The organism is Lentilitoribacter sp. JB5-8 (genome assembly GCF_055693385.1).
Genome location: NZ_CM146332.1, coordinates 2,111,760 through 2,125,340, shown reverse-complemented (window position 1 = coordinate 2,125,340; position 13,581 = coordinate 2,111,760). Strand labels below are relative to the sequence as shown.

At 43.4% G+C, this 13,581-nt stretch carries 15 protein-coding genes; 8 read left to right on the top strand and 7 right to left on the bottom strand.

Annotated features, from left to right (window positions below):
- The first annotated feature begins 6 nt into the window (after positions 1-6).
- On the top strand, positions 7-474 hold the full coding sequence (locus ACZ1GZ_RS10280; protein WP_472664779.1) for a DM13 domain-containing protein: 468 nt from the start codon (positions 7-9) through the stop codon (positions 472-474).
- 40 nt (positions 475-514) lie between these two features.
- On the opposite strand, the gene ACZ1GZ_RS10275 is transcribed toward ACZ1GZ_RS10280, so the two are convergent.
- Entirely contained in the window at positions 515-1,555 is a 1,041-nt protein-coding gene (locus tag ACZ1GZ_RS10275) for a permease (protein ID WP_472664778.1), read from the bottom strand.
- A gap of 86 nt (positions 1,556-1,641) precedes the next feature.
- Between ACZ1GZ_RS10275 and ACZ1GZ_RS10270 the strand changes: the two genes are divergently transcribed.
- The gene (locus tag ACZ1GZ_RS10270; protein WP_472664777.1) at positions 1,642-2,496 is read left to right on the top strand and encodes a LysR substrate-binding domain-containing protein; all 855 of its coding nucleotides are present in this window, start codon (positions 1,642-1,644) and stop codon (positions 2,494-2,496) included.
- Between the two features lie 20 nt (positions 2,497-2,516).
- Here the strand turns inward: ACZ1GZ_RS10270 and ACZ1GZ_RS10265 are convergent, their stop codons facing one another.
- Positions 2,517-2,873 (bottom strand): DM13 domain-containing protein, encoded by a 357-nt coding sequence (locus ACZ1GZ_RS10265; RefSeq protein WP_472664776.1) that lies wholly within the window; start codon positions 2,871-2,873, stop codon positions 2,517-2,519.
- A gap of 143 nt (positions 2,874-3,016) precedes the next feature.
- Here ACZ1GZ_RS10265 and ACZ1GZ_RS10260 point away from each other — a divergent pair, with 143 nt between their 5' ends.
- A complete protein-coding gene (locus ACZ1GZ_RS10260; protein ID WP_472664775.1) occupies positions 3,017-3,418 on the top strand; it encodes a hypothetical protein in 402 nt (133 codons plus the stop codon).
- A gap of 28 nt (positions 3,419-3,446) precedes the next feature.
- On the opposite strand, the gene ACZ1GZ_RS10255 is transcribed toward ACZ1GZ_RS10260, so the two are convergent.
- A complete protein-coding gene (locus ACZ1GZ_RS10255; protein WP_472664774.1) occupies positions 3,447-5,750 on the bottom strand; it encodes a DUF1217 domain-containing protein in 2,304 nt (767 codons plus the stop codon).
- A 150-nt stretch (positions 5,751-5,900) separates the two neighbouring features.
- Complete coding sequence (locus tag ACZ1GZ_RS10250; RefSeq protein ID WP_472664773.1) at positions 5,901-6,527, bottom strand: TetR/AcrR family transcriptional regulator; 627 nt, start codon at positions 6,525-6,527, stop codon at positions 5,901-5,903.
- Between the two features lie 631 nt (positions 6,528-7,158).
- Here ACZ1GZ_RS10250 and ACZ1GZ_RS10245 point away from each other — a divergent pair.
- Positions 7,159-8,394 (top strand): MFS transporter, encoded by a 1,236-nt coding sequence (locus tag ACZ1GZ_RS10245; protein ID WP_472664772.1) that lies wholly within the window; start codon positions 7,159-7,161, stop codon positions 8,392-8,394.
- 10 nt (positions 8,395-8,404) lie between these two features.
- Here the strand turns inward: ACZ1GZ_RS10245 and ACZ1GZ_RS10240 are convergent, their stop codons facing one another.
- Both ACZ1GZ_RS10240 and ACZ1GZ_RS10235 read right to left on the bottom strand, forming a co-directional pair.
- Complete coding sequence (locus ACZ1GZ_RS10240) at positions 8,405-8,836, bottom strand: GNAT family N-acetyltransferase (protein WP_472664771.1); 432 nt, start codon at positions 8,834-8,836, stop codon at positions 8,405-8,407.
- Between the two features lie 3 nt (positions 8,837-8,839).
- On the bottom strand, positions 8,840-9,316 hold the full coding sequence (locus ACZ1GZ_RS10235) for an SRPBCC domain-containing protein (protein WP_472664770.1): 477 nt from the start codon (positions 9,314-9,316) through the stop codon (positions 8,840-8,842).
- Between the two features lie 695 nt (positions 9,317-10,011).
- Here ACZ1GZ_RS10235 and fosX point away from each other — a divergent pair.
- Positions 10,012-10,419, top strand: coding sequence for a FosX/FosE/FosI family fosfomycin resistance hydrolase (fosX, locus tag ACZ1GZ_RS10230; protein WP_472664769.1), 408 nt, complete (start codon positions 10,012-10,014; stop codon positions 10,417-10,419).
- A 21-nt stretch (positions 10,420-10,440) separates the two neighbouring features.
- Here the strand turns inward: fosX and ACZ1GZ_RS10225 are convergent, their stop codons facing one another.
- Positions 10,441-11,490, bottom strand: coding sequence for an alcohol dehydrogenase family protein (locus ACZ1GZ_RS10225; protein WP_472664768.1), 1,050 nt, complete (start codon positions 11,488-11,490; stop codon positions 10,441-10,443).
- Between the two features lie 515 nt (positions 11,491-12,005).
- Here ACZ1GZ_RS10225 and ACZ1GZ_RS10220 point away from each other — a divergent pair.
- The 3 genes from ACZ1GZ_RS10220 (at position 12,006) to ACZ1GZ_RS10210 (ending at position 13,524) form a co-directional block, all read left to right on the top strand.
- Positions 12,006-12,257 (top strand): hypothetical protein, encoded by a 252-nt coding sequence (locus ACZ1GZ_RS10220; protein ID WP_472664767.1) that lies wholly within the window; start codon positions 12,006-12,008, stop codon positions 12,255-12,257.
- Between the two features lie 272 nt (positions 12,258-12,529).
- Positions 12,530-13,084: a thioredoxin family protein gene (locus ACZ1GZ_RS10215; protein ID WP_472664765.1), complete on the top strand. Its 555-nt coding sequence runs from the start codon at positions 12,530-12,532 to the stop codon at positions 13,082-13,084.
- Between the two features lie 62 nt (positions 13,085-13,146).
- A complete protein-coding gene (locus ACZ1GZ_RS10210; RefSeq protein WP_472664764.1) occupies positions 13,147-13,524 on the top strand; it encodes a RidA family protein in 378 nt (125 codons plus the stop codon).
- Positions 13,525-13,581: the final 57 nt, after the last annotated feature.

Sequence of the window (13,581 nt, the reverse complement as noted above, 5' to 3'; positions counted from 1 at the left end):
ATCAACATGCGAAAACTCATCTTGCTCGGCACCCACGGCATTGCTCTGGTTATCGGCTTTGCGCTTGGTATTTATGCTTTGCCAATTCTCATTGCGCCGCCAAGTATTGATCAAGCTATGCTGGAAAGTTCAGCAGAAAATGCGTTGTTTGAAGCAGAATTTACCAAAGATTTGGCTGGAAGTGACTTCCTGCATTGGGGCACGGGTAAAGTTGCAGTGAGCGCTACGAAAATTGTCCATATGGGCGAACTTGCACCAGGACCTGATTACATTGTGTATTTGGTGCCAGAATTCGTTGAAGACGAAGCTGGTTTTAACGCTATAAAAGACCAATCTGCTGCAATCGGCAGTGTTAAAACTTTTGATGGCTTTATTGCAGACATCCCGCAAGGTATTGATGTTGGCGCATATAACACTGTGCTTGTGTGGTGCGAGACATTTGGCGAATTTATTACCGCTGCTAAATACCGCTAATTAAAAAACTTGTTTAGCGGGCTTTACGGTTTTTTGCCCGCTAAACTACCCATTCAAACACATAGCCGACAGCAAGCGATCCGCTAATTGCAAGACCGAGATAGAGCATAAATGGCTTTAACTTTAAAACCGGTGCGATTGCCAAGGCACCCCAAATACTAATCACCCCACCTGAGACCAAAAATGCCATCGCAGCGCCTTGTGACATTCCGTTCTCAATAAGGCTTCGCGCTAATGGAAGCGCAGCATAGCCATCGATATATGCAGGTGCACCCACAAATACCGCGGCAGGAATTGCCCAGAACTGATCTTCTCCAACATATGGTGCGAGAGAGCCCGGCGTCAGAGCCGAATTTAATGCAAATTCAGCTGCAAAAGCAGGTATAAGACATATCAGTATCAAACGCGTTGTGGCAAAAAACTGTCGCTTAAAGACTGCCTTTCTTTGAGCTGTCCGCCATGTCACCGCATCAAAAGTGCTCAACTTTTCGCATGAATTTGCGCTGCTGCAAGAATTTGGTCCTAAACCTTTCAGCAAAGCATTATCACGCAAAGAATTGGTAGCCCAATAAGTGCTGGCAAAGAGTGATGTTATGGCGCCGCCAAACAATCCTAAGCAAAATGCGGCGATAGTCTTACCAATCGCAAAACTAAATCCCAGCGTTGCCGCCGTTGTTGCGAGCATTGCTGGATCTGTGACGGGCGAGGACAACCAAAACGCCATGATCGGTGCTAGAGGAACGCGGGCAGCGAGTAAGCCTGCCATAAGCGGCAACACAGTTACCCCGCAAACGGGTGTAATTGCACCGATGAGTGAAGCTAAAAAGATTGATCTTGCGGGCCTCCCCTCAAATGCTCTTGCGATATAATTGTCTGCGCCACTTGCGATAATCCATGCCGTTAAAAATATGCCGGGAACGACGATCGGCGCAATTGTCACCAACCCTAGTATGACAAATGAGATGCACTCGACATAAAATTGCGGCCAGATGAGCGCACCTGTCAAAAAAAGGCCAAGCCCGGTGATTATTATAATTTTCATTCCCGCGGTTTGTCGAACCAGAATATTTTGAAAGGCCATTGTGAAACTCCTTTGGCCTTGAAATTTACGCCGCAAAAAGCCATAAATAAAATAAATAATACAAAATTCAGCCATCGGAAACTCTAATGGATAATTTAGATAGCGACTTATTACGAACTTTTCTCGCCGTTGCACAAACTGGTAGCGTCACAGCTGGCGCGGACAAAATTGCCCGTTCTCAGTCAGCCACCAGCATTCAAATTAAACGGTTAGAAGAGGTTTTGGGACGCCCTGTGTTTGAGCGCCATGGGCGGGGTGTTGTATTAAGTGAAACCGGAAGGCAACTTATTCCGGTCGCTAAAGATGTAACCGAGCGTCTTGATACCGTTTTGAAAGATTTATCGGGTGATCTGATGAGTGGAAAGATCCGGTTCGGAATTCCCGATGACCACGGTCGTGGGAAACTTGCGCAGATCATCGCAAATTTTGCCCAAAAACACCCACAAATTGAATTGGACGTAACGTGTGCGCTAAGTACAGAATTTCCTTACGCTCTTAAAAAGGGTGAATTGGATTTAGCAATCTACGAGATAGAAACACTGAATTCTCAAGATGAGTTATTATTTGAAGATCCTACCGTTTGGGCTAGCTCAATACATGCCGACTTTTCTAAATGCGATGTTTTACCAGTCGCACTTTTTGATCGGGCATGTTGGTGGCGTGAAGTGGCATTAAACGCGCTGAAAACGCGCGGGCGCCCCTATCGCATCGTTTATTCAAGTCAAAGTGTTTCAGGAGTTGTCGCAGCGGTTGAAGCAGGCATTGCAATTGGACTTTTGGGGCGCACATCTATGCACAATGGACTTAGAATTTTGGGCAATGACTACCAACTTCCCCCAACCCCATCATCAAAACTAATCTTGGCAGACAGAGGAAAAAATGATCGCGCCATTGATGCTTTAAAAGCTGTTATCCGATCAGCATTTTTAAACTACGGATAAATCAATCGCCCCCATTTAAATTAACGAATACTGGCCTTACCAAATGTATGGTTATATTTTTTGCAGTGAATGAACACGGAAGAATATTTCGACAAATCAATACCTTTGGGCAGTGCGTATGTTTGGCTACCTTTGTTCTTTTTCAAAACAGCGACAATTTTTGTCGGCTCGTCATTTCCAAGATAGACATAAAGATCAGGCCCACTTGTCGTTTGAAAATTGGAGGATAGCTTAACCGAAGTTTCAGTCACTTCCACCGAACCGCGTACGCGTTCGCCTTCAACACCTTTAAACGTTCCACTGGCTGCAAAACCCTGCCCGATAAGCATGATTAACAACGTGAAGGCGGCGAAAATGACCTTGATTGATTTGCGCATATTGTTTTCTCCAAGTTTTTCTTTTTACCTAACAATACCGCCAATCAACAGCAATTCACACTTGAGTTATTGCAAATTGATACACGGGCTGCTCTTTTAAAACCCTTGTGCTAAATTAACACAACATTGGGATGGAGGCATAAATGTTCAAATTGATACTCGCGATTTTTGCGGCTTGGTTTTCACTTACAATTTCTGCTTTTGCAGGCCCTGAAGGCACCTATACCGTTACTGGTACAAACCCAGGCGGTCAGGGCGAATATTCAGGCGTTGTCAGCGTGCGCCAAACGGGACAAACATATTCTGTAGTTTGGAATGTCGGTGGTGTGAAATATACTGGCACTGGGCTGGGAGCTGAAAACAGACAAGGGTTTTCAACCATGGGGCCGGCCAGCAATAACGACACCTCAATTGCAATCTCATATATATCCGATGGCACGTTCGGCTTGGCCTATTATGTCGAACAATCCGACGGCACATGGCGTGGGATTTGGACGTATGGCGGCTCTGACAAAATTGGTACTGAGATTTGGACGCGCCGTTAGGGTGCTGCTATACGTGCATAGTCTTATCTTATAACTGCGATCTTAGCTGGGCAAAGCTTGCCAAGGTATCTGCGCTAAAACTTGATGCACTGCTAAATGCAGCAACTGTAGGGTCATAATTGCTACCATTTTCCAAATCATAAAGCACTAGGAAACGGTTGATCATCTCATCCACTTTGTCGCTATCTTGGAAGTCTTGAATATCTAGGCGGCTCTCAATGAGCTGCGCTTGTTTATCAATATCTGCAGAAGCGGTTTCTTCAGCCAGCGACAGCGTTGTGCGGACAAATTGACCAAGCGCTTCGTCTGCTAAAATCTCATAAACCGAGCTGATAGTTGGCGCCATCCTTGCAAAGTAAAGCGCTAATCGAGCCCCCACTTCAGTTTCACCTGCCTCTTCTTCAATGGATTGAGTTACATATAAATTTGATGTTTCAACCAGACCACGTTCGTTTTGAACCCCTGTCAGGGATGATTGCTCAATGCGGCCCAGCTCATCAAAGCTAAAGGAACCTGCGATCTTTTGATAGCGCACATCTTCAAAACTGTTTGCGTAGCTTTCAGAATCATCCAGATCAGATCTCAGCAATAGCCCTAAAACGCCATCTGCAAGGTCTTCATAGGTCAAGCCTTCAGAGATCGCGATGAATTCTATTAAGCGAGCGTCAGCGATAATTTCATCAACAGTCTCAATCTCACCCATGCGCTCACGATAATAAAGCACCTCTTCCTCAGCTAATTCTGCTGTGTCAGATGAGCTATCGAACATCGTCATCTGAGTATAGTAAGCTTTCGCCATGCGGGTTATTTCGTTTTCATCCTGAGCGTATCGTGGTGAAGTGATTTCGCCATTTTCATCAAAGTTCAAACTCTTTGCCAAATTACGATAACGCTCGTCCTCCAGCTGATTTACATACGAATCTGGATCACTGATGTCCGAGGTCAAGATCTGCTTTAATTGGAATGTCGAAAGTTCATCTTCGCCAATATCATGGGCTTTAAGCAAATAATTGCGGACTGTTTGCGCCGCAGATAAATTAGACAGCAAGTCATCTAGATCGCTTGTATAGTCGATATAAGTGCCGAACTGCGATGTCTCATTTAATCTGTCTTCTTCTTCTTCGTCGTCATAACGTGTTGAATAGAGCACCATCATGTCATCGGTTTGTTCACTTGTTTGCATTTCCTCCCCATCAGGAACGGTTCCATCTGAGTTGAAGTTAAATGCATTGGCTAGATCAACAAATCCTGAATCCATATTATAAATTTCATGTTCCGGATCAGAAATATCTTCTGTCATCGCCCAAATCATATCGGAAAACGATGTTGTTGTGGGTAATGAGAAAGATGATAAGATAATTTCAGATAAGCGAATATTATATACCAGATCCTCAACGGTTGTCGCAGCGGCGAGCTGTTCGCGATAGTAATCCTGATTGATCAACATTGCGCTAATCGTAAGTTCAGGTTCGGCAAGGATGACCTTCTCTTTAAAGGCTAATACCTGCTCCTCGGTTTGAGCGGATACACCTTCAGCTAAACTACCATCTTCGCTAAAATTAAATGACTGGGCCATTTCCTGATAGATATACGCCTTATCGACAAATTTTTGATACTGCTCAATTTGACGTGTTAATCTGTCATATTCAGAATCTTCCGTTGCTTCGTTGCGCTGGGTGTATAAATCACTCGTCTGCGCCTGCCAGGTCTCTATATTGTCGACAAAATTGACATTCACATAAGAGCTTGGATCATCCGCATCGCTTGTGAGGACTGATCTAATCGTGTCGTAATCGAAAATATCCGGATCTATCTCAAACGCCTGAAACAGTTGATCACGCAGGGTTTGGTTGTAGAAAATGTCATCCACATTGGTGACTGTATCTATCACCGCATCATAATAGTCGAGCTCAGCTGTGAGCGATGCGTTGCGGCGGTCAATGGCGCTTGAATAAAGATCAACTGTATCTTCAAATTGGTCATCTGTTTGAACTTCTGCTTCGGCAACAGTGTTACCAAAATCAAACGCAGCGGCCATTGTTTTATAGCGCGTATCTTCTAAAAGATTGGCAAAGCTGTCTTCGTCATTCAAATCACTTTCCAACACCTGGCGCATCATGCCCTTGGCGTAAGTGAGTTCTTCCAGACCAAATGCCTTCATCGCATAGTTATAAAGGCGATCATCATCTAAAAATTCGTCAACAGTGTTAATCTGTGAAATGTTTTCTTTATAATACGTCATTTCACGCGAAATTATCGGATCAGCTTCCATCCGAGCACGCGTTACACTCGTGTCCCTGGTATAGAATTGATAGGTCGATATACTGGTCATATTGGCTTAGTCACGCTGCATATTACTGATGCTCGAGCCAGAAGACTCAAGACATATGCGCGATAATATCCGATGCAGCTTGTCTATAGCTGAATTGTGCGAATGATGTTTACCCGCTCTTCTCAAACACCAAAACAGAAAAATAGTATTTTAAACAGTTGCCATGTCTTCAGAGCTAACAATATGGTCAATCAAACAAGCAACAATAGCCTCCAGCTCTTTGCGCTCCATGCCCAGCCTTGCACAGGAGGAAAGATGGTTAAGTGAAGACATTATAATCCATGTCTGATGACTGATATGTTTAGGAGACCAATCCGGGCACAATCGCTCAAGACATTTTACAACGGTTTGATCGAACATGACCAATTGTTCATGCACAATTTTGCCAATTTCTGGATGGTTGTGAGATTCTGCGATGGTTGTCGTTGTGAACAAGCATCCCCGCGGCTCTTCGTTCAAATCTCCACAATAAATATCCAAGGACACCTTAAAAACCGCTTCTAGTGTATCTTTAATATTATCAGGCTCATTAAATGCTGGACCAAACTTGGCTAACAACATTTCGCTGTAGATCTTTATGGCCATTTGGTACATGGCATATTTGTTACCGAATGCGCTATAAAGGCTTGGTTTAACCATTCCTGTGGCTCTGGATAAATCATCAACAGACGTTGCTGAATATCCTTTGCACCAAAATTCATCCAAAATTGCAGATTGCGCAGAATTAAGGTCGAATTCTCTTGGGCGCCCTGGCGTTCGCTTATTATCTTTGTTCATTCCGCCTACTCTTGAAACCGCCCTCATCTTGTCGGGGTTATTGTGAATTATTTTCTAAGTTTCAGAAACTTACCGCCCTACGGCCCGCCGGTGCATATTTATTTGAGGAAATTTTTCTATTTTGCAAGTATAATCTTGTCCTGACCTCATAATATTTAAAAATTTTAATGAATATCTGAAAAAAATCCTAAATTACACTTTAAAATTGCTGTGTTTTTACTATATTCGTCCCAAAATGAGACTCAAGACTCTAAAAACGACTAAAATTTTAGTATTTATTACTATCTAAAGGTGAATTTGTTTTAGGAATTCAAGGGCAACTTTTAGAGTTGTTCAACATGATTCTCCAGAAAAACGACTCCTGCAAATCATTCACCAATATCGAGCATAAAATCGTTGGGTTTCGCCTTGATAAACCGAACCAGCCACATCACGATTATAGGACCTGATTTATGGGATAAAGAAATCCCAATTGTTTTTCAATACGGCTTTATACCATTCATGAAAGACTAGTTTTGGAAGTTCAACTTTTCCCTTTAGCATCAATTGTTGTGGTGCGTTGATCAGTATTATTGACTGTTCATTTTCATTTTTTTCTGCAATGAATTACGCCTCAACGCAGGTAGGATGAATGAGCGAAAAATCGCAACAAAACTGGACCATAGTTATTTTTGGCTTTTTGGCGCTCGCATTGTCGTTTTCTGCACGTTCGTCCCTTGGCCTAGTTATGCCTGTCTGGCAGGCCGAATTTGGCTGGTCCGCCAGCTTCATATCGTCTGTTGGAGCTGCTGGACTGATTGTTATGGCCATGATCGCGCCCTTTTCGGGGCGAATAGCTGACATTAAAGGCCCTCGTTTTACTTTAAACTTTGGCCTTGGTCTTCTTGGAATTGGTTGCGGCATTGTTGCCTTGATGAATTCAAAGATCATGTTCATCATCGGGTTCTCGTTCTTTTGTGCGGCAGGATTTGGAATTGTCGCCGTCCATGTTGTTGCAACAGCCGTATCACGCAGCTTTGCTGATAAAAATACAGGCCTTGCCTCAGGCATAGCTTTATCAGGCTCATCCGGTGGTCAATTTGTCATTATTCCATTGATTGCAAGCCTTTTGGCATTTGTGTCCTGGCGCTGGAGTTTTGGGGCTTTAAGCTTGGCAAGTTTGGCGCTTGTACCCTGCATTCAATCAGCGTTACCAGGTCAGAAAGTCCAATCAAAAAGCGCAGATGAGGCACAGGCGCCACAGTCATCAATGGCATCCGACTTTATGTGTCTGATCAAACAACCGGTTTTTCATGCATTGTTTTGGAGTTTTTTCATTTGCGGCATAACAACAACCGGGGTGATTGAGACACATCTACTGCCATTTGCAAGTTTTTGCGGACTTCCACCGCTTCCCAGCGCTACAGCCTATGGATTGTTATCTGCGGTTAATTTAGGGGGCATGATATTAGCAGGCTGGTTATCAGATCGTGTCAACCGAGTATTGCTGCTGGCATCTATCTATATATTAAGAGGTTTCACTTTTATTGTGTTAGCCTCCCTGCCCGGGCAAACTATCGAGACATTGTATCTGTTCGCTATTCTCTTCGGTGTTGTTGATTATTCAACTGTGCCAGTCACAGCGAGTTTAGTTAAGTCTTATCTCGGGCTACGCACAATGGGCCTAGCCATGGGGATGATTTCCGCGGGTCATTCGCTTGGTGCTGCAGCAGGCGCTTTTGCCGGTGGATATCTGTTCGACCTTCTTGGCAATTACGATTTACTTTGGACTGCTTCGCTTTGGGCAGCTATTGGTGCTGGTGCGATCGTATTACTTATTCCGCTCAAACCCAAGCGTGATCCAAATGCATTGAGTAACATGGCCTAAGGCTGAGTAATCAGACCAAGCCAGCCTCTTTTTCTAACTTCTTTTGCAGATAATAGCGCTTATATTTACCTAAATAACCATCAAGCTCTGCAATGAGCTGATAGCCTTGCTTTAAATAAAAATCGAGTGCTTGAAACTCAAATGTATCGACAAGCACATATTCGCAAAGGTTCTCAAGCGCTGCAGCTTCTCCTGCGCGCATGATATCTGCTGCATAACCCTTGCCACGATGATTTTCATCCACCCAAAGATATTTGATCTCCAAATAGTTCCACGACAAAAAAGCCGTCATACCACCAACCAATTGATCATCATCACCGGTAAGATAGACCGAAAATGGCTTATAATCATTGGGGGCAAACTTCGCATTATATTCTCGCGTATTCCCAATAATCAGCTTATCTAATTCATCGTCTGGCTCAAAACTGGTGGTCAGTTTCATTTACTAAAGGCTCTCTGCAAGATCAGCTAACTGGGCGCATGTTGTTGTCCAACCTTCATCAAAACCCATCTCTTTATGGCGATGCGCATCCTCTTCTGAAGAGTGCAAAATACGTATCGAATATAAGCAGCCTTCATCATGAGATTTTAGTTCAATGATGACCGTCATGAAGGAACGTTTTGTTGGTCTAAATCCACCACTCAAAGCATCTGTGAACACGATTTTTTCACATGGCGTGACATCCAAAAAGCAGCCCACACTTGGATGTACATCTCCATTTGGCATCACAATATCTGTGCCAAACACACCGCCTGGCGCAAATTTCATTTGACTGATTTTGGTGATAACTGGCTTTGGTGTCCACCACTTTTCAAGCAATTCGGTTTCAGCCCAACACCGCCAAACTGTCTCTGGTGATGCCTTAATTATGCGAGACATGTAAAGATCGCGCGGATCTGATTTCAAAGTGTTGGTGCTCATTTTAATCGCTTTTCGAATTGGGGCGTAAGACGGTATCTTAATGGTATATGCGGCACTTTTATCGCGGATTTAATTGCATGAAAAGAGCGTTGTTTCCGGACTGGTATAATTCCCATGCGGATCGATTAAATTAACTCATTTTTAACCAATCAATCCTATTTTGCACCTGTTACTTTCGTGGGGAGTCCAAGAACACGAAAGCGCGCTTAAAAAGTTAAAACATTGATATAAAACGCTTTTTTCGCCTTAACAATTCGTTAAAAATCTTTAACGGGCCTAACTAATTGATTTTGGACAGTTTTTTGCGATGTTAATGGCTCAAATTGAGCTCTTATTCGCATGTTGAATTTGAGGCAGTTTGCCGAGGTGACATACCTTCGCAAAACTTGAATCATATTGTTAGCTGTTTAGACTAAGCGATTCATATGATTCACGTTTTAACAATTGCCAAAACGATACATAGCTTGCCGTTGCAGCATAAAAACTACTCAGATTGCATTCCACCATTTAGTTGAATCAATTCCTCAAGCTATTGAATCATTTTATTAATTTTCCACGCTAAGCATTTGTTTAATCGCATATAATGCGCAATGATCAAATTGTCATAGTTTTACCCTGCCCTCGCCGCTAAACTGTCACAAATTTGAGGTTTAAATAATTCATCATTTCAAACCATTTTCTAAGGAAATCGCTGCATGATCCAGGGTCTCTCTCATATGACATTCATTACCGCTGATCTTGACCGGATGGAAAAACTGCTGACCCATATTCTAAATGCTAAAAAAGTGTATGACAGTGGCGAGGCAACTTTTTCCTTATCAGAAGAGCGCTTCTTCTTAGTGGGTGATATTTGGATCGCAATCATGAAAGGCGATCCACTTAAGGAAAAAACGTATAACCATATCGCCTTTAAGATCGACGATGAAGAGTTTGAAGATTATCTCGCGCGGATCCACGATCTTGGCCTTGAACTACGTGAAGGTCGTGCACGGGTTAAAGGCGAAGGTCAATCGATCTATTTTTACGATGACGATAATCACATGTTTGAACTGCATACAGGTACATTAGAAGAACGTTTAGAACGCTATAAAAAAGCACCCTAGTGGACCTATTTCATCGATTAGCTACGCGCCGACTTTGAGCACAATCTTACCAATGTGAGATTTGGATTGAAACGACTTTTGCGCAGATACAATATCTGAAAGTGCAAAAGTATGGGCAACCAGCGGCTTAATTTCATTGGCCTCAATTCGCGCAATCAAATTTCCAAATACTTGCGGCTCAATCACAGTACAGCCAAAGAAGCTCAGATCCTTCAAATAAAGCGTACGTACATCCAATTCGACAATTGGTCCTGCTATTGCACCGGAGACCACATATCGCCCTTTTGGACGCAAAACATCCAACAAGCTTGGCCATTTTGGCCCGGCAACCAAATCGATCACAACATCAACAGAGCTTTCACCGAGGGCTTTAACGTAATCAGCATCACGATGAATTATTTCATCAGCACCAAGCTCACGAAGTTCATCTGCTTTGGATGGACTAGTCACCGCAATAATGTGTGCACCACGTGCTTTTGCAAGTTGAATACTTGCAGAGCCAACCCCTCCGGATGCTCCGGTTATCAACACACGATCATTTTTGCCCACACTCGCACGGGTTAACATGTTTTCAGATGTTGAATAAGAGCAGGGAAAAGAAGCAAGCTCGATGTCACTTAGCAGACTGTCGATTTTGTGCGCATAACGCGCCGGCACACGCGTATATTCTGCAAATGCACCATGCGTTTCAGAACCATAATAATATGCGCTGTCGAGCACTTTACTATCAAATTCACGAAAACATGGTTCCACTAGCACCCGTTCGCCAATTCGGCTTTTATCAACCTCGCTGCCAACAGCTATGATTTCGCCACACGCATCAGCACCTTGAATATGAGGAAACTTTAACGCGCCACCTGCCCAAGATGCATCTTCGCTATCATTATCACCTTTTGAGTACCAGCCAATACGTGTATTTAAATCCGTATTGTTAACTCCAGCTGCACCAACGCGGATCAACACATCTTTGGGCGTGAGTTCCGGCACTTTAACATCTTGCTGAAACTCCAATTTATCAAAGTCGCCATGAGCGGTCAGAACCACAGCCGACATTTGAGTTGGTATAGCCATGAGCGCATCTCCATCAGGTTAGTCGAGCAACTATAAGAGCGCAAATCTGATTTGGATATTGGTTTTTTCTTCAAATCAATATTTTCATTAGCCATAGCGTTTTCAATATTTTCTATCAGATTAGACGGCTATTATCTCATCTTAACACTCACGCCACCTCACAAACGCTCCCTTTATAAGGTGTTTTATCAGCGCAAATCACACGCAAAACATCTTTTTTGAAAAAAAATTCAAGTTTTTTTGAGAGCATGTCTGTGAACAGTTAATTGCCATTAACCTTAATTTTGAGGGACTTAGCGCAAACTCATCACAGATTAAAATCTGATACTACACACAACCTCACAAAGGCGTGTGAATATGTTAATTTATTTTCTCGTTTCCCTGCCCTACATTTAACTCATCGAAACGGACACGGGTTTCCACAAAACACTCACAAGCGCTTCGATAAACAAACTAACTGAAACATTACGGTGCGCCACAAACTTAACTGCACCACACTTAAAAGGACTAAAATTATGAAAACTCTTATTGCTCTTGCTACTGTATCTTTAATGGCTGTTTCTGGTGCGTCTGCACTTTCTTTCGGTCAAGTTGACACAAATGTTGGCGTAACTGACCAAACTTCAAGCTTCGCTGCTGGCGACGGTTTCATTTCATACGACGAACTTCGTGGTAAAACTGGTGATTTTGACCGTTCAGACTTCAATGCTGCTGACGCTGACGGTAACGGCAAATTGTCACCATCTGAATTCCGTACACTTGGCTAATCCAAACGGATATTCAACATCCTTTAGGTAGGCCCCTAACAGAAGCCTTGAACGCCTCCCATTCAGGGCTTCTGAGCTCACAAAACCTCAAGGATATCGAACTTTCGCCATAACCCGCCCTGATCTCGCATTCCCGCTCGCCGCTTCCCCTCGCGGCACTCCCTCACCAAAGCGAAGATCATGGGTGGGTTATTTTCATTTTATCATAAAAGTATTGTAAGTTTTTCGCAAAGACCTAAATCTAATAGATCGATCAATTGAAAGACAACAAGATGCTATTAGACACCCCTCTTTGCGATTTTGGCTGGAAAGCACCGGAATTTAAGTTAGCTGATCCCACTGGTCAGGAATTTTCTATGTCAGATCATTTGGGTGAAAAAGGCTTATTAATTGCCTTTATCTGTAACCATTGCCCCTATGTGAAGGCAATTGGAGAGCGCTTCAAGCAAGATACTGACGCACTTATGGCCGCCGGCGTGAACGTTTTAGCAGTTATGTCCAATGACTATTACGACTATCCTGCTGACAATCCAGATAACATGAAGGCGTTTTCAGACCATTATGGCTTTAATTTCCCGTATTTAGTCGATGAAACGCAAAGCGTTGGAAAAGCATATAATGCAATTTGCACCCCGGATTTCTTTGGCTTTAACAACAAAGGTGAGCTGCAGTATCGCGGGCGATTGGATGATGTGCGTATGAATGCTTCCGCTGAAAACAGAACGCGCGAGCTTTATAATGCAATGATGCAAATTGCGGAAACGGGCGAAGGTCCGCAAACGCAGCAACCATCGATGGGTTGCTCGATAAAATGGCGTTCATCATAATTGCCAGCTGCGGCACAAAGCGTTAGAGATAAATCTGTTCAAATCACTTTATCGGAGCGAGCATGCCAAACGAGAACTCTTCCAGTATCACTCGAATTGAAACCGCAAAACGGATGAGTAAAATCGTTAAACATAACGGTGTTGCGTATCTTTGTGGACAAGTCGGCAATGTCGAAAAAGGACAAGCAGTTTCTGCAGCACAACAAACCCGCGACATGTTGGATAAAGTTGATGCGTTACTGGCACAAGCTGGTTCTTCAAGAGATAGAATTCTGCAGGCGATAATCTGGGTATCTGATATGAAATACTTTGCCGAGATGAACGAAGTGTGGGATGCGTGGGTACCAGAAGGTCATGCCCCTGCCCGTGCGTGTGGCGAGGCAAAACTAGCACGACCAGAATTGCTAGTTGAAATCATCGTCACGGCAGCTTGCGACTAGTCTACGCCAATGGAACTCAACCTATTTAGCAATTTTGCACCTTTTTTTATTGCCCTA

Bases quoted from the DNA above. Each gene is read 5' to 3' on its own strand.
- ACZ1GZ_RS10235 (WP_472664770.1), bottom strand. From the start codon at position 9,316: ATGAGCACCAACACTTTGAAATCAGATCCGCGCGATCTTTACATGTCT.
- ACZ1GZ_RS10250 (WP_472664773.1), bottom strand. From the start codon at position 6,527: ATGAACAAAGATAATAAGCGAACGCCAGGGCGCCCAAGAGAATTCGAC.
- ACZ1GZ_RS10265 (WP_472664776.1), bottom strand. From the start codon at position 2,873: ATGCGCAAATCAATCAAGGTCATTTTCGCCGCCTTCACGTTGTTAATC.
- ACZ1GZ_RS10220 (WP_472664767.1), top strand. From the start codon at position 12,006: ATGAAAACTCTTATTGCTCTTGCTACTGTATCTTTAATGGCTGTTTCT.
- ACZ1GZ_RS10280 (WP_472664779.1), top strand. From the start codon at position 7: ATGCGAAAACTCATCTTGCTCGGCACCCACGGCATTGCTCTGGTTATC.
- ACZ1GZ_RS10255 (WP_472664774.1), bottom strand. From the start codon at position 5,750: ATGACCAGTATATCGACCTATCAATTCTATACCAGGGACACGAGTGTA.
- ACZ1GZ_RS10275 (WP_472664778.1), bottom strand. From the start codon at position 1,555: ATGGCCTTTCAAAATATTCTGGTTCGACAAACCGCGGGAATGAAAATT.
- ACZ1GZ_RS10210 (WP_472664764.1), top strand. From the start codon at position 13,147: ATGCCAAACGAGAACTCTTCCAGTATCACTCGAATTGAAACCGCAAAA.
- fosX (WP_472664769.1), top strand. From the start codon at position 10,012: ATGATCCAGGGTCTCTCTCATATGACATTCATTACCGCTGATCTTGAC.
- ACZ1GZ_RS10270 (WP_472664777.1), top strand. From the start codon at position 1,642: ATGGATAATTTAGATAGCGACTTATTACGAACTTTTCTCGCCGTTGCA.
- ACZ1GZ_RS10245 (WP_472664772.1), top strand. From the start codon at position 7,159: ATGAGCGAAAAATCGCAACAAAACTGGACCATAGTTATTTTTGGCTTT.
- ACZ1GZ_RS10260 (WP_472664775.1), top strand. From the start codon at position 3,017: ATGTTCAAATTGATACTCGCGATTTTTGCGGCTTGGTTTTCACTTACA.
- ACZ1GZ_RS10215 (WP_472664765.1), top strand. From the start codon at position 12,530: ATGCTATTAGACACCCCTCTTTGCGATTTTGGCTGGAAAGCACCGGAA.
- ACZ1GZ_RS10240 (WP_472664771.1), bottom strand. From the start codon at position 8,836: ATGAAACTGACCACCAGTTTTGAGCCAGACGATGAATTAGATAAGCTG.
- ACZ1GZ_RS10225 (WP_472664768.1), bottom strand. From the start codon at position 11,490: ATGGCTATACCAACTCAAATGTCGGCTGTGGTTCTGACCGCTCATGGC.